Here is a 20,873-nt window from a genome sequence, read left to right as displayed (position 1 = left end):
GAATAGATTTATGAATAAATTATTTTTTGGCAAAAAAGTAACGACACCATTGTTGTACATTGCTTTGTTTTTCAGTGCGCTACTATCAACCCAAGTGATGGCGGCACAAGCGGAAGCAACAGTGTCTAAAAATATTGTTGGTGTTAATGAGGTTTTCCAATTAACGGTTGCTGTCGATGATAGTGTGAATACCAATTCACTTGATCTTGCGCCATTAAGTCCTGATTTTGCTTATGGTCGTCCTAGCGTAAGTAGCGGGACTTCGATGATTAATGGGGTTATCTCACGTAATACTAGTTGGACAGTAGCACTAGCTGCAACCAAGGTTGGCACTCTTACTATCCCTGCGTTTCAAATTGGTAGCTCAAAAACCGAACCAATTACGATTACTGTTTTAAAAAGCAGTAAACAAACACAGGCAGCCAATGCGAAGCAATCATCTATTTCCATTGAAGGTATTAACGATAAATCAACCATCTATGTGGGCGAATCAATTAATTATCGGGTGCGTATCTTAATTGGCGAGCAAATGGATCAAGCGACTTTAGCACCACCTTATGGTGATGGACTAACAGCAACGCAAGTTGGGCAAGATGCTCAAAACGAAGTTGTTCAAAATGGACGTCGCTATATTGTGATCACCCGCAATTACCAGATCACAGCAGATAAGCCAGGGAATATTACCTTACATGGTGCGAAATTCAGCGGTAGCGTGATTAAAGGGAGTCGTGGCTTCGGCTCAACATTAACAGTGCCAGTGGATAAAACAGCAAAAAATATTGAACTAACAATTAAAGCAAAACCAAGTAACTATAAAGGTTTATGGCTACCAACCTCTGATTTGCAACTCAATCAGGTATGGCAACCATCGGTCAATGGTAAAACAACCGTAGATGCAAAAGTAGGCGAGCCTATTACACGTATTTTAACCTTACGTATTAAAAATATTGCCCAAAGTAATATGCCGAATATCAGCTTAACGTATCCAACATCGGTAAGAAGTTATGATGAGAAACCTGAATATTCAGAAGGGAATGGCTATACAACAATGACGTTAAAGCAAGTCATCATTCCTCGTGAAACAGGCACGATTGAATTACCTGCGGTTAGCATTAATTGGTGGAATACCCAGCAAGAAAAGCAGCAAACCACAAAAGTTGATGGATTAACATTAAATGTAACGGTCGATCCCAATGCAGGCAATACAATTACGCCACCAGCATTAACAACCCCATCCGTTGTTACGCCTCAACATAGCGCTAATACTAACAATGCGGGTAATAATGTAGCACAACATGACTACTGGCAATGGGCGACAGCAGTATTTGCCTTACTTTGGTTAATAACACTAGGACTATTAATTAAAGCCCGTAAAGCGCAGCCTGCATCACATACCGAAATCGTGCTTCAATCAGGAACGACAGATGTAGAGCAAGCGTTGAAAGAAGCCATTACCAAACGTGAAACTGTACAAATTCAAACTTACTACCAACAATGGAAACAGCAGCAGCGTGAGAAACTCTCTGCCAATCCAGATCTAGCAGAACAATTAGATAATGCTGTCGCTGAAATTATGGCATCAACTTACAGCCAAGATCGCCAGCAATGGAATGATAAACGTATTATGCAATTGCTTAATCAAGCACAGCAACTGAAAGCAACTGCATCACGTGCATCATCTCTCTCAGACTTAGATCCTAAATAAATATATAAATTTAATAGCGACCTCAAAAACCTCTGTGGCAGATATAAATGCTGTAGCAGAGGTTTTATTTTCTTACATATTAAAGCATTTAATTCTTTCTGTTTTTTTGCCTTTTCATCACGATTGGCATAACCACACAACATCCATTAACACACATTATACATTCACTGTCATTTATCGTTATCAAACAAGCTGTTTGTATGCCGATTCACCATGTTTTGATAAAAAAATGTTAAATATAACGTTATATTAATGTTGGTTAAAACCTTATAAAAAGATAACTGGCTATTTCAAACAGATCCTGTTAAAAAATGTTTCAGAAGCAAAATAAAAAGCTATTCACAGAATATAAAATGCAGGATGTTATATGAGTCAATCACAACCTTTTTTAGCCAGAGTGGCCAATGGTAGTTTAGTTATACAAATTATGGTCGGTATTGTTGCTGGTGTATTACTTGCAATACTATCACCATCATCAGCGATGAGTGTGAGTTTTCTTGGGGGGTTATTTGTTGCAGCGCTAAAAGCCGTTGCCCCTATTCTTGTTTTCATTTTGGTTGCTTCATCTATTGCCAACCAAAAGAAAGGCACTCATACCAACATGAAGCCAATTATCGTGTTGTATTTATTTGGCACCTTAATGGCGGCATTTACTGCTGTCGCGATGAGCTTTCTTTTCCCGACCACTTTAACGCTTGTTGCTAGTTCTAACTCAATTGCACCACCGGAAGGTATCGCAGAAGTCATTAGTTCCCTGCTATTTAAGATTGTTGATAATCCAGTTCATGCACTTATGAACGGTAACTTTATTGGGATTTTGGCATGGGCTATAGCGCTTGGTTTTGCGCTTCACCAAGCAAGCGATGCAACGAAACAAGTTTTCCATGATATGTCGAATGGCGTTACACTCATTGTTCGCTTTATTATTCGTTTAGCACCTATCGGTATTTTTGGCTTAGTCTCTGAAACCTTTGCTAAAACAGGCTTTGCAGCATTGGCGGGATACGCCCACTTATTAGGTGTACTATTAGGCTCAATGGCAATTCTTGCTTTTGTTATTAACCCAATCATTGTTTACGTAAAAACAGCTGAAAACCCTTACCCACTTGTTTTCCGTTGTGTACGTGAAAGTGGTATTACCGCTTTCTTCACTCGTAGCTCTGCCGCTAACATCCCAGTAAATATGAAACTTTGTAAAGATCTTAACCTGCATGAAGATACTTACTCTGTGTCTATCCCACTGGGCGCTACCATCAATATGGGGGGAGCGGCAATCACTATTACTGTATTAACCCTTGCAGCCGTTCATACCTTAGGTATTGAAGTCGATTTAGCAACAGCCGTTTTACTGAGTGTTGTTGCTGCGGTTTCGGCTTGTGGTGCATCAGGTGTCGCCGGTGGTTCACTACTGTTGATCCCTTTAGCTTCAAGCTTATTTGGTATCCCTAGTGAAGTAGCTATGCAGGTTGTTGCTGTTGGCTTTATTATTGGTGTGATTCAAGATTCAGCAGAAACGGCACTCAACAGTTCAACGGATGTGGTATTTACCGCTGCAGCATGTCGAGCAGCAGAGCGAAAAGAAGCGAAGGCGAAATTACAAAACTCATAATTACGACTTATATACTTAACCCAAATTATGGGTAAAAAAAGCGGCGATATCATTCTATTTATATAGATAATGATATCGCCGCTTTTTTATCACTATACTTAACTTAGTTATGCTTAACTTAATAAACGTTCGTTGCTTTACGTATCGCATTCGATGACTTATTAATGACCCCATTCACGACTTTACGCTTTTGGTTGCGTACTTTTTTTTCAACACGCTTTTCTACATAAGTACCATCTTGAATTTCACTGATAGCACGTTGTGTATTATCAACTTTATTCTGGCCATTGCGTATCGAGTTCTGCGTTCCATGAATTGTATTTTGTACTTTATCTATAGAGTTATCGACACGATTTAACCCTTGAATTAGAGAATCGGCATGGGCCGTTGAGAGAGTCAATAAAGCAACCACTGGGATTAAAGTAAGGTAACGCTTACACATTCATATATTCCTTTAACGTATTGAATTTATTGCACCTATCAATAGTAGCAACAGAGATTAAAATTTCAGACTAAAATGAAATAATAAAAAAAATCGACTATTGATTATTCCTGAAATGGATATCCCCTCCTTTCATATGGCTTTAAAATCAGTGAGTTATGCGTTAATAATTGGTTACATTTTAATAAGTAGAACTGATGATAATGATAGATTTTTTTAGTTGGTAACACCTTGTCTTTGCCCGATAAAATCTTCTGACAGCGACAGACGTTTACCAACGTCCTAGCATATTTTAGAACAGAGGGAGACAAGTCATGGCGCAGTATTCTTCCCATGCCGATATCTATACAATTGCAAGATCAGCCTTAACCAAAGCCAGTAAAAAGCTGGCCGATGATGGTTTTGACACCGATCTTTATTGTATCGATGGTCGTATTCGTTTGGTGATTGATAACAATCGACATCAACCTTATGAATACGCATTACAGCTCCATAAAAACACTGATAATGAACAAATTCATCTTGAGGTAATGATTAAAAACAATCAACAATCGTATTTAGTTGATGGGCTGTCTGAGCCTGAATTGATTGCCGATATTTTATCGCAATACAAACGGTATCGCGCTTAATAGTATCAATAAACATAGATAACTAAGCGTTATCTATGTTTATTTCTCGTTATCTCTTCGCTATTTATCACGTTACACACCCGCTTTTACCTATTCCTAATTTCTTGTCGCAAAAACATTCAACCCAATTTTTTTGCAACCACTATGCTTTTATCATTGCCTTCTGCAATCAACTACGCATGCTGCGTTTCATAGCTAGGTAGGTGTCGATGGTTGATAGTATCAATACCATGATTTTCGAGCTTTGCGCGATTGTGATTAGCGCTGCGGGCTTAGGGAGTTTGTTCCTCTTTGCCAAGCAACCGATCATCATCGCGTACATCGTTGCGGGTATTATTATTGGTCCTTATGGGCTCGGCATGATCAATAATGCTGACGCGATGACCCAAATGGGGCATATTGGCGTCATTTTACTGCTTTTCTTACTTGGCCTAAACTTACAACCTCAACGCTTGCTGCGTCTGTTTAAAGAAAGTGCACTTATCACGCTTTGTTGCAGTCTATTCTTCTTCATTTGCACATTGCTTTTCGCATTAATGATCCAACTTCCTCTCAAAGATGCCATTATCACAGCGGCCGCAATGATGTTTTCTAGTACCGTTATTGGCCTTAAGTTAATTCCTACCACAACGCTTCACCACCAGAAAATGGGAGAAATAATGACCAGTATCTTGTTAATTCAAGATATTTTAGCCATTACTGTTTTACTACTGCTCAATATCGATACCGAGCAGCGTATCGACCTTGCTATCGTTTTGATATTCGCCAAGCTTCTCATTGTGATTGTAAGTGCATACTTCGCCGTTAAGCTCATGCTGCTTCCGCTAATGAAAAAGTTTGATGTTATTCAAGAATACAGTTTTGTCGCAACCCTAGCGTGGTGTTTCTGTTGGGCTGAAATCAGCCATCGTATTGGTCTATCGTACGAAACAGGAGCGTTTATCGCGGGTACATTGTTAGCCGTTAGCCCCATTTCCAATGTTATTTCTATTCACTTGAAACCATTGCGAGAGTTTTTTTTAATCCTGTTCTTTTTCGCTATTGGTGCGAACATTAACTTACTGGCCAGCGATATTTATACTTTATGGGGGATTTTATTTGGTGTAGTACTGATTCGTCTAAAGGCATGGGGATTTTATCGCGCTCTTATCATTTCAAACACAGAAGCTCCTATCAACAAAGAGTTGAGTGCAAGATTAAGCCAAGCCAGCGAGTTTTCTTTATTGCTCGCTTACACTGCCGTCGCTAATGGATTAATTTCAGAACAAGGAAAGACATTTATTCAGATCGTAACATTAACAACTTTCATTCTTTCAACCTATTGGATAGTGAGTCGTTACCCAACCCCTATATCGAATATTAATACGTTACGCCAAGACTAAAAAAGCCAGCTTCTTTATAATAAGAGAGCTGGCTTATTGTATATTGTAAGTAATTACTTACATTGACCACACATAGAATAGCTGAGACTTCATTCGAATGATGATCCCACGTACCACATCTAAGAAACCTAAGAAGCTAATCGGCTTTTCTGCGCTGATCCAACCGATACCGACCGATCCGACAGGAATATCATAACCTTCCGTTTCAAGTACTTTCAGGCGGACGAAGTGATGTTTATTTGCCATATTCGCCCCCGTTGTTTGACGCACATTGGTTTCTCGACCAATCAAGTTACCTTGTGATTCACCCGTCGCTTCAACAATACCTTCCACTTCAGCGGTAAACACCTTTCCAGGGTAAACTGCCGTTGCAAATTCAGCCAGTTGTCCCACTTTTACATTACGGATAGCCTGATGGTTAACTCGCATTAATACGTATTTTTCGTCGGTATACATTTGCATACGAGGTACAGAGCCGACAAACTGCCCTTCACGCATAATAAAGTTTGTTACATAACCATCTGCAGGCGCATATACTTTAGTATGATCTAAATCCCATTGTGCTTTTGCTACATTTTCATGCTGTGTATCAACATCAACTTCACGGCTATTCACGGCTAAACGTGACTTTTCTAATGCCAACTTCGCTTTCTTCACTGATATTTTTGCTTTTTCAATTTGTGAAGCAAGCATCACCTTTTGTGACTTAGCAACTTCTACAGCTGTCCGTTGCTCATCTAATTTACTTTGCGTAATCGTATGTTGTACGACTTTATTTTGCTTAATATAACGATTCAGCATTGCTTGTTTTAATTTATAATCTTCATTCGCGGCAACAAGCTGGTTTTGCGCGATCTCAATATCTTTATCTGCGGCGTGATAACTCGCTTGGGCCATATCAACATCTTCTTTAGCAATATCTAAAGCCACTTCTGCTGATGCTAAACTTGCTTGGGCTTTATTAAGCGCAATACGATAGGGTTCCGTATCAAGCTCATACACTAAATCCCCTTCTTTCACCTGACTATTTGGTGTAACGTGAATAGCCTTAACATGGCCATTAATTGTTGTTGCTGCAGGCCTTAACTGAATATGGGGTGACTGTACTAGTGAGCCTCCAGATAAATCCATCGGTGCGAACGTAATTAACCCGTACCATACAAACACTAGCCAACTACCACCGCCAATATACGCAAAAGCCTTAGTAAACTTATTCCATGGCATACCCACCAAACGAAGCAGATAAATAAATAGCGCCCATACAGCTAAACCTTCAAGCATTCGTCTGCTCCTCTTTTGTTGGTGGCGCTAAAGATGAATCATTATCTACACTATTGGTTTTTGTATTAGGACTATCGCCATGCCAGATATCACGTAATCGCTTCAGTGCTTGCTCTCCATCAACGAACGCAATAATCACGGCAAGAACCCATACCCAATGCCAGATAAAGCCTATCCAGGTTAATGCTGTAATTAATCCTATTTGATGATGTTGACTACTTGATGCTTTATGAATCGGTAATTCATGTAGTTTCCAAAAACCAATGCCAATAGCTGCAATCGTGCCAATCAAGACAACACCTGCAACAATATGTAATACCGTATCTATGTTCGTGCCAGTGAAAGGCATACTAAATAAACTCATTAAATTCTCCGGTCATTTAGTCATTATTCTTATTTAACGGATTAGCGTTATTAATTGAGTTCATTGTGAGTAATTTTGTGTGTCGAGAAATAAAAATGGACTGAAAACATCATTTATTACTACTATTTGATATATTCTATCCATTACATACTTTTTGTCGGTCTGCTAACATGTTAGATATTGCTTTTATAAGAACCTTATTTATCAAGCCTCTCAATAGTGCACTCATAAAGCATTACGACCTTTCATTCAGCCACCTTGAAGTGCCAGATTTATTGCTTAAAGAAAGCATGTCGCTGCTCCCTTTTAATGATTATTTGGCTTGGTTAGAACGTATTGAACAACTCACCGATGACTCCGCTTATATGGTAAAGCTGGCTAAAGAGATAACATTTGAACAAATGGGAGGATTAGGAGAATGGTATTTAAGTTGCCCCGATTTGCCATTAGCACTGAGACGAATCAACTATGGCTTATCATGCTTGCAAAGTGGTGCGTCATACCACAGCGAACTCTCGGGCAATATCTTAAAATGGACTTATCACAACCCTTACTCTAAAGGACGAGGAGGGCTGCATGATAATTTGCGGGTAGCTATCTTATTTGTTCAAACAATTCGTGAGTATTTGGGTGACTACTTCACTCCATTAAAGATCCAACTAAATACCACTGAAACCCACAACTCAGCTATCAATGATTATTTTCAATGCCCTATTCGCTGGAACGCACATTCAACCCAAGTTTGGCTGCCTATGTCAGTATTAGAGCATGTCGATAATCGTGTGCTTAAATTCAAAAAACCCATGTTAATGTCAAATTTACAACTTGATGATTTTTTAAACATGCCACAACCGACTGATACCGCAAAATTAATGTTTGAGTTGATCAATTATTCACGCTACTACCAGTACCCTAATCTCGATTTTATTGCACAACGTTTAGACTTATCAAAGCAACAGCTGCAACGACGATTGCACCGCTTTGGCTGGACATTCACCGATACCACTAACTATGTATTATGTAACATTGCAATAAAGTACATGCAACGCGGGCTGCCCATAACAGAGATCGCGGCGAATTTAAGTTATAAAAATGTCCAAAGCTTTAACAAAGCCTTTCAAAGAAATCGAGGGGTAACGCCAATACAATATCAGCAGCGTTTACTAGAAAAACAAAAATCATAAATAGCAGATACAAAAAAGCGTTAAATAACTCAGTTATTTAACGCTTTTTTCAATTTTAATCATTAATTTAAGCGACAGCTTGTGCAGTTATATCCGTGCCATCGGCTGTAACGTTAATCACTTTATCTCGGATTGTCGACATCAACACGATAGGCCCCATCATATTGACACGCAACGGTGTTCCGCCTAAACCATAGTGTATTTCAGAAGAATCAGATGATGAGTAGTTATATTTGTAGTTAAATTTATCGCACGCCATATGCAACAAATCAAAATCTTTACGATGACAAGAAATATAAGCACGCCAATACATTGCATCAATGATCTCTTCAGGCTGCTCTGCCCGAATGATGAAACGCCAACTTCCATCTTCCCCGTAAAAATCGAGAGGAAAAATTTTCCTTACCTTTCTTTTCTTCAACAAATTAAACCTTCCCACAACCCTTCGTAGAAAAAGATAGCTTTACAAACTGGCCACCTTTTAAGAATAGCTTCTCATTTTAAAGATACGAATTATTTCAAATTTTATTTTTATCAGTACAAACTACGCAGGAAATTATGCAAGGATTTACCAAGAATGGAAGCGAAAAGTTTATAAAAAGTATTACTTTGATAGTAAATCAGGCTAGTTTTATCTTCATTTATCGTCACAAATACACATTTATTTACATTTATAGGCTTGTTTTTGAAAATTTGCTTCCTATAATGTTGAAAACCGGAGCGTCTGACAACGCTCCGGTTTTTTTGTGCCTGCTCACTAGGCGAAAATGTTTACCTGCCAGTAACGATTTCGTTGAGCAGCATTCGATAAGATAAGTTTAAGGAATAACCATGCGTATCGAACAAGACTTGAAATTGGGCTTTAAAGATGTACTGTTTCGTCCAAAACGTTCAACCTTAAAAAGTCGCTCTCAAGTTGAATTAACCCGCGATTTTACATTCAAACATAGTGGTCGTCAATGGTCTGGCGTACCCATTATTGCTGCAAACATGGACTCTGTTGGTAGCTTTGAAATGGTTAAATCCTTATCAAAACACAATGTGATGACAGCAGTTCATAAACACTATACGGTAGAGCAATGGGCTGACTTTATTAACAGCAACGACGCCTCTGTTCTGAATAATGCCATGGTTTCTACTGGCACTTCTGACGCTGATTTCCAAAAAACCAAAGACATCATGGCTATGACAGATGATTTAATCTTCATTTGTATTGATATTGCTAATGGTTACTCTGAACACCTTGTTGAGTATGTTGAAAAAGTACGTGCGGCATTCCCAGATAAAGTGATCAGTGCTGGTAACGTTGTTACAGGCGATATGGTTGAGGAACTGATTCTTGCAGGTGCTGATATTGTTAAAGTGGGTATTGGCCCAGGTTCAGTATGTACAACACGTGTGAAAACGGGTGTCGGCTACCCTCAACTATCCGCTATTATTGAGTGTGCAGATGCTGCGCACGGCCTAGGTGGCCGTATCATTGGTGACGGTGGTTGTTCATGTGCTGGCGACGTATCAAAAGCATTTGGTGGCGGTGCTGATTTCGTTATGCTTGGTGGTATGTTAGCGGCGCACGATGAAAGCGGCGGCGAGCTTATCGAGCAAGATGGCAAAACATTTATGAAGTTCTACGGTATGTCTAGCCAAAGTGCAATGGACAAGCACTCAGGTGGCGTGGCGAAATACCGTGCAGCAGAAGGTAAAACTGTACTGCTTCCTTACCGTGGCCCTGTTGAAAATACAATCCAAGATATTATGGGTGGTGTCCGCTCAACATGTACTTATGTCGGTGCCGCGCAGCTTAAAGAGCTAACTAAGCGTACGACATTTATTCGAGTACAAGAGCAAGAAAACAACGTTTACGGTAAAGAGTAAGTTATTGATTTTATATTTAAAAAATAGAAAGTCATAATTTGATATAGCCTTTTTCTTCGCGACTTCCGTGTTTGAAGAAGGCTTTATTCTTTCCCATAGTTACTCATTAATACTCCTCGCGTTAGTAGAGAAGACGCCTCTCTAAATAACACAACCACAACCGTCCTAGCAGCTATCTGCTCACAATAACTTTCCTGAATCAACGCTGAATGAGCCATTTACCTAACTTATCTTAGCGCAAATCTAATGTTGCAATAGCGCTAGTTGATGTTCTATGAGCTCAAGCGTAACATGCGCACACCATCATTTGAGAGGACACCACTTTGAACACTCCCAGTCGATACTGGAATAATATTTTTCCTCGTTAATCTGTCCTCCCCTGCTTTTGCGTGTGAGTTGACAACGTTTAACTGTCAGCATACGCAGCCCTATTGTTCGTTGCTTTTGTTTAAATCTTATTCCACCAGTTTGTATTGGTAGAAGCTCTGTTTATCTTGCTTCAAATTGTGTTTTAATGTGTTGTTAATATCATCACCATTCGCGGAGATATAAACATGCTAAACGCATTTAAATTGAACGATTTCCGTTTACAACGTTTGAATTTAGAAGATAAAGATCCAATCTCATCAGCATTATGGGTTGATCTTATCGAACCCAATGAAGAAGAACGAGATCGCGTTCAAATAGAACTAGGTCAAGAGTTAGCAACTCGCCCTGAACTAGAAGATATTGAGGCTAGTGCGCGCTTTTTTGAAGATGAAGACGGTCTTCATATTCACTCTTTCTTCTATTATGAGGATGCTGAAGATTATGCCACTAACTCAACAGTGGCTTTTACCATCCGTGATGGTCGCTTATTTACCTTACGTGAGCGTGAATTACCTGCATTTCGTCTTTACCGAATGCGAGCACGTACTCAACATTTACAACAAGGTAGTGCTTATGAGTTGCTGTTAGATCTATTTGAAACAAAAATTGAGCAACTGGCTGATGTTATTGAAGACATTTACAGCGCGTTAGAGTCAATTGGTAAGGTCATTTTAGGTGGTAAACCGGGCGAGCATTTTGACAAAGCCTTATCTAGTCTTGCAGAGCAAGAAGATGCAGGATGGAAGATTCGTTTATGTCTTATGGATACTCAGCGCGCACTAAGCTTTTTAGTAAGAAAAGCGCGTTTACCAGCAAGTGAGTTAGAGCAAGCACGCGAAGTATTACGCGATATTGAATCTCTATTGCCCTACAATGAATCTTTATTCCAAAAGGTTAACTTCCTGATGGATGCGGCTATGGGTTTCATTAATATTGAGCAAAACCGAATTATTAAAATATTTTCGGTGGTATCAGTAATATTTCTTCCGCCAACATTAGTTGCATCTAGCTATGGTATGAACTTTAAGTTTATGCCTGAACTTCATTGGGAGCTCGGTTATCCTTATGCGCTATTGCTCATGCTACTGGCAGGTTTTGCACCTTACCTCTACTTTAAACGTAAAGGCTGGTTATAATATCTCTTTTTATAGCGTCGGCTTGCTATAAAGAAAAAGCCCACAGCTGAAATTCATCATCACTGTGGGCTTTGTTATTTACTTTTGGATCCTAATTAATTAGGAATAATGTCACCATTCACGCCCGTTGCCTGTACATTGAAATTATCTTCAACACACAGCTCGTAATCACCAGCATTCCATGCACTGTAAGCGGTTTGATAACCCACTAACTTACATTTGAAACTAGCATTACTTGGAGTATTCGCATCCCAGCTCCAATCTTTGTCCCAGTACACTTCTAGTGCTCCTGCACCGCTCGTATTAAACGGTTTCATATCAGCGCAATCTAACTTCTCGCCTGAGATATCAAGTTTTAAGTAATTAGTGATTTCTTTATAATAAGCAATACGCGCTTTAGCTTGTGGTGTTGTCGATCCTTTCGTACATTCAAAGGCACCGTTAATGATTTGAATCGTGGCGCCAAAGCCATGCTCAATACCGTTGGCTTTGTCTGCTGCATTTGGCTGCCACGTACCATCAATAACATGTAACATACTCGGCTTTGGTGGTTGTGGATAGACATAAAAGAAAACTGCAGACGCAAGATTTAACCATGTATCAGCCACCAGCTCTGGTTTTTCTAACAGCACCATTTTGTCGTCAAACATAGCCTCAGAGAAAGGTCCGTAGTTATAGTTCCAACTTAACTGTTTTGCCCCACGTCCAAAGTAACTCTTATTTGCACAAGGCCAGCGATCACCAGCCCACCCAGTACATTTATTGTAAGGGCCTGTGGTATCACTTTCTGACTTGTTAATTTCACGCACATAATACAAACCTTGACGCCACTCAGGATTACCTAATGCTCCTTCCCAGTTTGGCGCATGAGCCCCCGTTTCTTGTACAAAATGAGCAAACATAGTGGCAAGTGAACGCTTACAGATCGCTAAAGAGTCTCGACCATCATTATAGGTACGGCAAAACGCAGGGAATTTTGCAATCGCTTGAAGGAAACGATTATAGGTATAAGCTTGATTGCGGATCGGGAACAAGAACTCCCATAATGCTTCATTTACAATCGACTCTGCTCGTTTTACGTTTTCAGGATTCGCTGCACGTAATGGTAATACCGCTTCTACTGATACGTTATCTAACGTTACAGTATCTGAACGTACTCGATCGAATAACTCACCACTGGTTAGGCGTTGTTCAATTGCAATAAACTCAGCACGTGGAATTAAGTATCCTCCGTTACCATCAGAGGTTACTGTCATGGTTGTTGGTACATCAATAGCCGGGCAATCTTCAACCTTAGTTGCAGTTGTGCCATCAGGACACGTCACAGGTATGACAGGGCACTGTGCAATATCATCAACTTGGCTACCATCTTCACAGACCACTTTTTCTGGCGGACAAAACTCAACAGAATCAGCAGAATTTCCATCAGAACACACCACAGGCGGAGCAACTGGACACTCATCTACCGTTGCTGCGTTGCTGCCATCAGGACATTCAACAGGCGCTATCACACATTGATTTTCAATTAATACTTCAGGTAACTCACAAGTAATTGGTGGCTCAACAGTGCCACAACTTGTTTGAGCCCAGAACCATGAACTGGCTTTTGGTGCTTCCCATACCCCAGGGTTATTTTGAGCAATAAAACACTGTCGTTGATAAGAAACAATATCACCATTAGCTACACGAGTTTCACCTAACACAAAAGTGGTAATATCAGAAGGTATGTCTGTTGTTGGTGGCTCTGGGTCTATGACGGGTGGCTCAGTAACAGGAAGTTCGACAACAGGAGGCGCGACAGGCGGTTCAACGGTATCACTTGAGCAGATTACCGGCACCCAAAACCATGAACCTGATTTTGGTGCTTCCCACGTTCCCGGGTTATTTTTTGCGGTGTAACATTCCCCTTTAAAAGAGACAATATCGCCATTAGTGACTTTCGTAACACCAAGCTCAAAAGGGATTTCTTTAGCAGAAACATGGGTGGCAAATAGCCCTATTGCAGCTGATAGGTATAAAGCAATTGAAGCGACTTTATTTGCTGGTTTAATTCTCAGCATTTTATCATCCTTGATTTGGAAGTTTACAAGATGACAAAATAAATGATGATGAATAATGAGAGCTATGTTTAAACCCTCAACCTCTATTTCTCAACTTGTTATTTTATCGTGGATATACTTTTTCAGTATTGCGAGCGCATTTTTACATCGCAACCAAACCCACAATTTTTAGAGAAATAACACAAGTGGTAAGACAAAATAACAAGAGAGCTATCAATAATTACATCAAAGTTGCAACCTATGCCAAATTTATGACGCTATACATCATCCAATAACACTATTACTGCGGCTATTTATTCGCAAATAAAATTTTACGATGGTTATCTTTTAAAACAATACCAATTTCAGCGAGTTTATCTGCTACTAATAAACGCATCTCATTTTTAACCGTATCGGTCGGCTCAATCTCATAAACACACGTAACCGTTAAACTATCTGGAAAAGATTGATAATTAACATTGTGTGTTAACCATTGAAAACCTGACTGGCTTTGTTGGGCAATATGGCAAACATCCGTTAAGGCCGAAATAATGGTGTTATCTATTTTTTTATCTGTTTTTCGCATTTTAAAATACCGATCTAATCAAAAGATGCCCTGTAATATCAACATTATCAGGGCATCTTTAACATTCAAAAAATATGACCTCTATCTATACATCAAAACACGGCGCATCATAATCATAACCTTCATCACTGTAAGCGGTAACAATGGCATCTTCGACTAACCCTGCTGGATCTTTAACTTGGCTATTAAAGAAATGTTGGATTTGTTTACGTCGACCATGAGCGGCCCACGATTCAGCATCTTGCCAGATTTCATTAAAAACAATCGGGTAATCATTTCGAGTTGCACTAGGGTGATCAATCTGACGCGTCAACATATATTGAATACAACCTTCTTCACGGTATGAATCCGGCTCTAATGCTTTTAGCACATCAAATAATTCAGCTTCTTTCCCTGCTTTTGGTTTAAATTGAGCAAGTACATAGACTCGGCTTGTCATTATCATTCCCCTTCTTGTGCTATGTTTTGCGTATCGGTAAGTCAAAACTTTAACGTATCAATGTTTACAAAGATACTTGTTACTTCTTTGATATTTTTATTTTGTTATCTCAATGCAAGTAAAAATAAAAAAAGCGACCCCTAAGGATCGCTTTATGAATGCAATAACGTTAGTTATTAAGCGGTTGCTTCAGTTATTGCTGCTTGTTCTCTCTCTTTCATCAACTCATTGAAAACAACACGTGCTTCCTGTGCTTGTGCTGATGCTTCAAGCTTGGTTTCTTTCGCTGCCATCGCTTCTGTGGTTAGGCGGTGTAACTCTTCTGCTAATTCAGCAGGAACCTCACCCATATCCGCGCCACTATCACCACGGGCTAATGCTTCAGCTCGAATTGTTTTCTTAATTTTCCAGATTGCATTCAGTGCATCACGCTCAGCATCTGCCGCTTCAATCGCAACATCTTTCAATTGCTCAAACTTCGCTAACGCCATGCCTTCTTTTGACCATGGATCAACATCAGGTAAATCTTCGATGTTAATAACAGGATCTTCGTAGCCTTCTTGGTGACTCAAGTCTAATGTTGCAGCTTTAACTGCTGAAATCATTAGCATTACAGTAATGAACAGTAATGGTAAGCCACCTACAATCGCCGCAGTTTGCAATGTTGCTAAGCCGCCCATGAACATCAATACCGATGGCATAAATGACATTGCGAAAGCCCAGAACAGACGGTTCCATCGCATTGGCTCTTCTGTTACGTCGTTTTGTACAACAGAGGCCAGAATGTACGAGATTGAGTCAAACGTTGTCGCTGTAAAGATTAAACATAATCCAGTAAATACAGCGATAACTAATGTGCTAAATGGCAGTTGTTCTAGGATAGAGAAGATCGCTTTTGTTGCACCTTCAGCATTCAGGATCGACACCACATCTAACTGACCCGATAGCTGTAGCGATAAACCATAGTTACCCAGTACCATGAAGAATAGGAAACAGCCCATTGAACCGAAGAAGATAGAACCCGCTACCATTTGCTTGATCGTACGACCACGAGAGATACGTGCGATAAACAGACCCATACTTGGTGCAAACACTAACCACCATGCCCAGTAGAAGATTGTCCAATCTTGTGGGAAGTGCGTGTCTTCAAATGAACCGTAGCCGCCAAATGGCTCTGCCCATGTTGCCATCACAAAGAAATTAGACAGCATACGACCTAGTGAATCTAAGCCTGTTTCCAGCATGAAAATAGTAGGACCAACAGCCAAGATAAACGCAAGTAAGCCAAGCGCACCCCAGAAGTTGATATTACTTAGGATCTTGATGCCTTTTTCCATACCCGCATATGCTGAGTAACCAAAAATTAAAGTACAAATCAGTAGTACGAAAATTTGTGTTTCTGTATTTTTTGGTGTGCCGAACAGGTAGTTTGAACCTTCAGTAATAAGAGGTGCGGCTAAACCTAATGTTGTTGCACCACCACCTAGTAAACCAAAAATAAAAAGAACATCGATAACTTTACCTGTCCAACCGTAGCTACGTGCTTCACCAATAACAGGCATTAGCGCTGCAGAAACTTTTAAGACAGGCTGCTTACGAACATAGAAGAAATAAGCAATTGGCACAGCCGGTACAAGGTAGATAGCCCACGCAACAGGTCCCCAGTGGAATACACCGTAGGTCGCAGCCCAACGTACCGCTTCTTCACTTCCTGGTGTTAATTGGAAAGGCGGACTTTGATAGTAGTAAGCCCACTCAATAGCACCCCAATAAAGGATACTTGCACCAATACCACCACAAAATAGCATTGCAGCCCATGATGCAGTTTTAAATTCAGGCTCTTCGTCTGCATCACCCAATTTAATTTGGCCTATATCAGAGAAGATAATGTAAACCATAAAGAATACAGCAGCTAAACCTAACGCTAGGTATAAGAAACCGAGTTTATCTGTCATGAATGTTTTTGCTGTCGCAATCCAGATAGCCCCTTCTTTAGGGAAAAGGATCAGTGGAACAACCACCGAGATCAACATTGCGAGTGCGCCAAAGAATGTTGGCTTATCGATCAACTTAAAGTTTTTTTGTATTGTGTTCACTATGTTTCCTTACTGCTACACATAGTCCATAAAAGTAAAACTAATGTTCATCTTTTAACAACAACAACACAAACAGAAAACTTAATTGAGGTTATAAGTTTTTTTTATCGATTCTGTTTTTATTCATTTTCTGAGCACTAATCCGCATATATATTAAAAAACAGACGGTAACACGTTACTGAATTAACATTTTGATACAATTGAGAGCTCTTACTTTCCTTTTCACATCTCCCCCTCTCTTTCAAAAATATTCACTCTGATAAGTAGCTATTAACAATCTATTCATACTTTATATCGAACCAGATCATAAATATCCCTAAAAAAAAAGCGAAGCCCTATTCGGGCTTCACTTTATAAATGATGATTAAGCTAAATCAAATAATGAGGTCATTGATAAGTATTTACTTTCACCTTACTTTTTGGGCTGCTTAAATTTATATCGAGCAAGATCAAATCCTTTTATTCTTGGATCTTTAAAAACAGAATACTGAACAATTCTATCTGTGTTTTTGTGCAACAACATTGGGTAGTTTTGCTTACTCTCATATTGGCTTTCAATAATAGAGCATAATGTTAGATAGCTTTTTAGATAGAGCGCGATCAAAACTTCTTGCTATTCTTGCCGACAAAATATCTGACGAACTCATAAGTTCTAACTTATCGAATAGAACAAAGCCTATATCCAGTAGATATAGGCTTCTCTTTTAGTTAAGGTTACAGCTTACGCCAAACACCCCAATCACCCGTTGTTCCTGGCTCTTCGCCTTTAGTGTACCAACCAGCTTTCCAACTTGAGCCGTTGTGAGTTACAACGTCATTCTCGTTGTAAACTCTAGAAGAAGACCAAGCTCCCAGTTCTGGTTTTTCACCTTCAGCGAGTACTTGTTTCCACACATCTGCTTTGCTTGGCTCTTCGCCTTTAGTGTACCAACCAGCTTTCCATGTCTTACCTAGGTGAGTTACCACATCACCATCGTTATAAACAGCCGTTTTGCTCCAGCTACCTTCAGGCACTTCTGTTTCTGGCTCTTCAGGATCAACAGGTGGAACTGGTGGTAGTGGCTCTAGTGCTTTAATCGTACTAACAGCAAATGCGTAATCTTTCTCTGATACCCATACTTGGTTTGCATGAATATTAGAGTCATTAAATTCGTATTGACCTGAAGTTTGGTTCCATACACCTACAATAAGCTTTTCTGAATCTAGAGCATTAATCTCAGATGCTAGTGTTTCTACCCATGTAGCTTGGTTAGCAGCAGTGATCACTAAACGGTGATCAAACACTTCTGCACCCGTTACTGGTGCCATTAGACGGAAACGGACAATGTCACCTTCAGCTGGTACTTGGTAACCCGCAGGTACAAAGTAACCTGGAATTGCGTTCATATCACCACCAACAACTGGTGGAGGCGTCACTTCACCACCATTACCAGACTGCTTAATGATAATATCACTACAGTTGTAGAAACCTTCACCCACTGGATCAATACGCTGCCAGCGAGTGTAAAGTACTGCATCACCTGAACGATCCTTTGGAAGCTTCACTTTAAAGTTATACGTTTTGTAAGGTGAGCCATCACTTGGCATCACATTACCTGCCGTATGAACAAGTTCTAGATCATCCCAGTTTAAAGGTTGTGAAAAATCGTGACCGGGTTTCGTCAGGTAAAATTCCCAGAACGATGGGTTATGTGGTGCTGTTGCTGTCCACACGAAATCGAACTCACCGTTTGCATCAAGAACGATTTCCGTTTTTTGCCAATCTTTATGTGGGATATCTAGACCCGTTTTACCAGGCATACCCGCGGCACAAAGTTGACCATCTTTAATGTTCGCTTTAACCGTATTGATATCATTGTAATTAGGATTCAAAGATGCCACTTCATTACGTTGAATGAATGCCTCTACACCTGATTTTTCGTACGATGCTTTACACGCTGCGTTAGGGATCGCATTTGACCAAAAACCACCATCGTTATAACACGTGTTTTGACGAGCACTTGGGAACTCAGCCCAACCGTGAGCATTTGCAGCACCAATTGCAGCTATATTAGCTAGAGCAAATGCTACAGATAAAGATAGTTTTTTTAATTTAGATGACATTATTTTCTCTCAATAAATGTGTCGTGACCTAAGTTTTATTTAAAATTTAGAACACTATTCTATAACCACTGTTTTAATCCACTTTTATGGTTATTTTTATACAGTGAAAGCGCAAAGAACTCATTCCATCCGCAGCTGCATTTTATAATGCATAGAACAAAAAACGTATAATAAACAAAATTAATCAATACGATAAAACCACAAACAACAACAACCCAACCAATTGTTTTAAAAGAAATAATTACATCACAGATGCGTTGAAACAATACTTTTTGTTACATTTAAAAATGTTAAATTGATATATATTTAAAAATAAACATCACACATCACCATTATTAAAATAAAAAATAAGAATATATTATTGCCACGTCAAAAAATCAGCTACAAATATGTCAATATATCGACAATCGATAATTGAAAAATATTTAAGATTACAATCTACCTACTATTTAATCGTCAGTTTTATTTTAAACATTAAATTATTAAGGTATTTCCAACACTACAGGTAAAAAATCATTTACAACGTCTATAGTAAGAGTACAGGTCAAAACCACACACTTAATGATATTGATTTGTATTACCATTTCATTTTCATTTTCATTTTCATTTGGTATTTAATAGCAACTTCTACCTTCTATCTACGCAACAACAAATGAGATAAAACGAGTGAGCCGATAATAATTGCAGTGAATAAATGCTCATATTGGAATTCCTGAACATTGTTCAAAAAACGATTTTTTATGCTTACACTCCGTCATTTTAGCACTTTAGATAAAATAGCATTCTATATTTAGAATGTTTCATTTCTATATTTTTAATTACGGCATTTCTATTTTATTAATTTTTTAAAAATGAGATTTAGTTTCAAATATATCGCTTTATTTTTCGTGCCTTATTTAAAAACTTAAGTACAATAGGATCTAATACTTCTTTTTATTTCAGAATCAAATTACATGATTGATATTCTTTTAAACCTACGTTCATTGCGTGCACAAGCACGTGAAATGTCAGTTGCAGATCTTCAAGAAGGCCTACAAAAATTCACTCAAGTTGTTGAAGAACGACGTGAGGAAGAAGAAGCAGCAAATGCTATAAACAAAGAGCAAGAAGCTAAGCTTCAAAAATACCGAGACATGCTTGAAGCTGAAGGTATTACTGCCGAAGAGCTTGTTGCCCTTTTAGGTGATGCACCTAAAGCAAAGAAAAAACGTGCTGCTCGCCCTGCTAAATATAAGTTTACAGATGAAAACGGCGAAGAAAAAACATGGACAGGCCAAGGCCGTACTCCAAAAGCACTGCAACAACTGCTAGATAATGGCGCACAACTTTCTGAGTTCGAAATTTAATTTCGTGACATTAAGTAAAAAAGTCGCTAGTAAATAGCGACTTTTACTCATTCCTTATATTCACCGTTAACGCCTCTCCTCTACTTATCTTTCTGTGTTGCTCATTTTATTATTGATCTCTAGTACCACTCTAATAACAGCAATAGATATTTATAATAATACAAAAGACAAATGAACTCAGAATGTTACGTTATAATGATATGGAGGCACATAGATACTGTTATGCCTAAGTGAGCTTAAGTTGCAAATTCTTTCACGACTTTACATTCTAAGAAACTAACCCCATGT

17 protein-coding genes are annotated in these 20,873 nt (G+C 39.1%); 8 read left to right on the top strand and 9 right to left on the bottom strand.

Annotated elements, in window-relative coordinates; translation table 11 throughout:
* Positions 1 to 10 precede the first annotated feature (10 nt).
* Positions 11 to 1,705, top strand: coding sequence for a BatD family protein (locus C9J46_RS07945; protein ID WP_107290741.1), 1,695 nt, complete (start codon positions 11 to 13; stop codon positions 1,703 to 1,705).
* A 367-nt stretch (positions 1,706 to 2,072) separates the two neighbouring features.
* Positions 2,073 to 3,314: a serine/threonine transporter SstT gene (gene sstT, locus C9J46_RS07940; protein WP_107207005.1), complete on the top strand. Its 1,242-nt coding sequence runs from the start codon at positions 2,073 to 2,075 to the stop codon at positions 3,312 to 3,314.
* Between the two features lie 118 nt (positions 3,315 to 3,432).
* Here the strand turns inward: sstT and C9J46_RS07935 are convergent, their stop codons facing one another.
* Positions 3,433 to 3,756: a hypothetical protein gene (locus tag C9J46_RS07935; protein ID WP_107246821.1), complete on the bottom strand. Its 324-nt coding sequence runs from the start codon at positions 3,754 to 3,756 to the stop codon at positions 3,433 to 3,435.
* A 314-nt stretch (positions 3,757 to 4,070) separates the two neighbouring features.
* Here C9J46_RS07935 and C9J46_RS07930 point away from each other — a divergent pair, with 314 nt between their 5' ends.
* Both C9J46_RS07930 and C9J46_RS07925 read left to right on the top strand, forming a co-directional pair.
* Positions 4,071 to 4,385, top strand: coding sequence for a hypothetical protein (locus C9J46_RS07930; protein ID WP_105061871.1), 315 nt, complete (start codon positions 4,071 to 4,073; stop codon positions 4,383 to 4,385).
* A gap of 209 nt (positions 4,386 to 4,594) precedes the next feature.
* Positions 4,595 to 5,767 (top strand): cation:proton antiporter, encoded by a 1,173-nt coding sequence (locus C9J46_RS07925; protein ID WP_107290740.1) that lies wholly within the window; start codon positions 4,595 to 4,597, stop codon positions 5,765 to 5,767.
* 57 nt (positions 5,768 to 5,824) lie between these two features.
* Here the strand turns inward: C9J46_RS07925 and C9J46_RS07920 are convergent, their stop codons facing one another.
* Positions 5,825 to 7,048, bottom strand: a complete 1,224-nt coding sequence (locus tag C9J46_RS07920; protein WP_107207007.1) for an HlyD family secretion protein — start codon at positions 7,046 to 7,048, stop codon at positions 5,825 to 5,827.
* Entirely contained in the window at positions 7,041 to 7,412 is a 372-nt protein-coding gene (locus tag C9J46_RS07915; protein ID WP_107246826.1) for an MFS transporter, read from the bottom strand. Before C9J46_RS07915 ends, C9J46_RS07920 begins: the two co-directional genes overlap by 8 nt.
* Before the next feature lie 170 nt (positions 7,413 to 7,582).
* On the opposite strand from C9J46_RS07915, the gene C9J46_RS07910 reads away from it, so the two are divergent.
* Positions 7,583 to 8,596, top strand: a complete 1,014-nt coding sequence (locus tag C9J46_RS07910; RefSeq protein WP_107290739.1) for an AraC family transcriptional regulator — start codon at positions 7,583 to 7,585, stop codon at positions 8,594 to 8,596.
* Positions 8,597 to 8,663: 67 nt separating this feature from the next.
* Here C9J46_RS07910 and C9J46_RS07905 read toward each other — a convergent pair whose 3' ends face one another.
* Positions 8,664 to 9,017 carry a hypothetical protein gene (locus tag C9J46_RS07905; RefSeq protein ID WP_107207010.1) on the bottom strand — a complete coding sequence of 118 codons (354 nt, stop codon included), beginning with the start codon at positions 9,015 to 9,017 and terminating at the stop codon, positions 8,664 to 8,666.
* Between the two features lie 410 nt (positions 9,018 to 9,427).
* Here C9J46_RS07905 and C9J46_RS07895 point away from each other — a divergent pair, with 410 nt between their 5' ends.
* Both C9J46_RS07895 and corA read left to right on the top strand, forming a co-directional pair.
* Positions 9,428 to 10,471 carry a GMP reductase gene (locus tag C9J46_RS07895; protein ID WP_107207012.1) on the top strand — a complete coding sequence of 348 codons (1,044 nt, stop codon included), beginning with the start codon at positions 9,428 to 9,430 and terminating at the stop codon, positions 10,469 to 10,471.
* A gap of 554 nt (positions 10,472 to 11,025) precedes the next feature.
* Positions 11,026 to 11,976 (top strand): magnesium/cobalt transporter CorA, encoded by a 951-nt coding sequence (gene corA, locus C9J46_RS07890; protein WP_107207013.1) that lies wholly within the window; start codon positions 11,026 to 11,028, stop codon positions 11,974 to 11,976.
* A gap of 95 nt (positions 11,977 to 12,071) precedes the next feature.
* Here the strand turns inward: corA and C9J46_RS21765 are convergent, their stop codons facing one another.
* The 5 genes from C9J46_RS21765 to C9J46_RS07865 all read right to left on the bottom strand — a co-directional run bounded on the left by C9J46_RS21765 (position 12,072) and on the right by C9J46_RS07865 (position 19,239).
* Complete coding sequence (locus tag C9J46_RS21765; protein WP_233217720.1) at positions 12,072 to 14,036, bottom strand: chitinase; 1,965 nt, start codon at positions 14,034 to 14,036, stop codon at positions 12,072 to 12,074.
* Positions 14,037 to 14,325: 289 nt separating this feature from the next.
* Positions 14,326 to 14,601, bottom strand: a complete 276-nt coding sequence (locus tag C9J46_RS07880) for a hypothetical protein (RefSeq protein WP_107246849.1) — start codon at positions 14,599 to 14,601, stop codon at positions 14,326 to 14,328.
* A gap of 85 nt (positions 14,602 to 14,686) precedes the next feature.
* Positions 14,687 to 15,040: a putative quinol monooxygenase gene (locus C9J46_RS07875; protein WP_107207015.1), complete on the bottom strand. Its 354-nt coding sequence runs from the start codon at positions 15,038 to 15,040 to the stop codon at positions 14,687 to 14,689.
* Between the two features lie 176 nt (positions 15,041 to 15,216).
* Positions 15,217 to 17,127 carry a BCCT family transporter gene (locus tag C9J46_RS07870; protein ID WP_107207117.1) on the bottom strand — a complete coding sequence of 637 codons (1,911 nt, stop codon included), beginning with the start codon at positions 17,125 to 17,127 and terminating at the stop codon, positions 15,217 to 15,219.
* A 723-nt stretch (positions 17,128 to 17,850) separates the two neighbouring features.
* The gene (locus C9J46_RS07865; RefSeq protein WP_107207016.1) at positions 17,851 to 19,239 is read right to left on the bottom strand and encodes a lytic polysaccharide monooxygenase; all 1,389 of its coding nucleotides are present in this window, start codon (positions 19,237 to 19,239) and stop codon (positions 17,851 to 17,853) included.
* A gap of 953 nt (positions 19,240 to 20,192) precedes the next feature.
* Between C9J46_RS07865 and C9J46_RS07860 the strand changes: the two genes are divergently transcribed.
* Positions 20,193 to 20,585: an H-NS family nucleoid-associated regulatory protein gene (locus C9J46_RS07860; protein WP_107207017.1), complete on the top strand. Its 393-nt coding sequence runs from the start codon at positions 20,193 to 20,195 to the stop codon at positions 20,583 to 20,585.
* Positions 20,586 to 20,873: the final 288 nt, after the last annotated feature.

It is taken from the genome of Photobacterium sp. GB-36 (assembly GCF_003026135.1).
Lineage (GTDB): Bacteria > Pseudomonadota > Gammaproteobacteria > Enterobacterales > Vibrionaceae > Photobacterium.
Note: the sequence above shows the minus strand (reverse complement) of the source record. Positions and strands in the feature narration are given on the sequence as shown.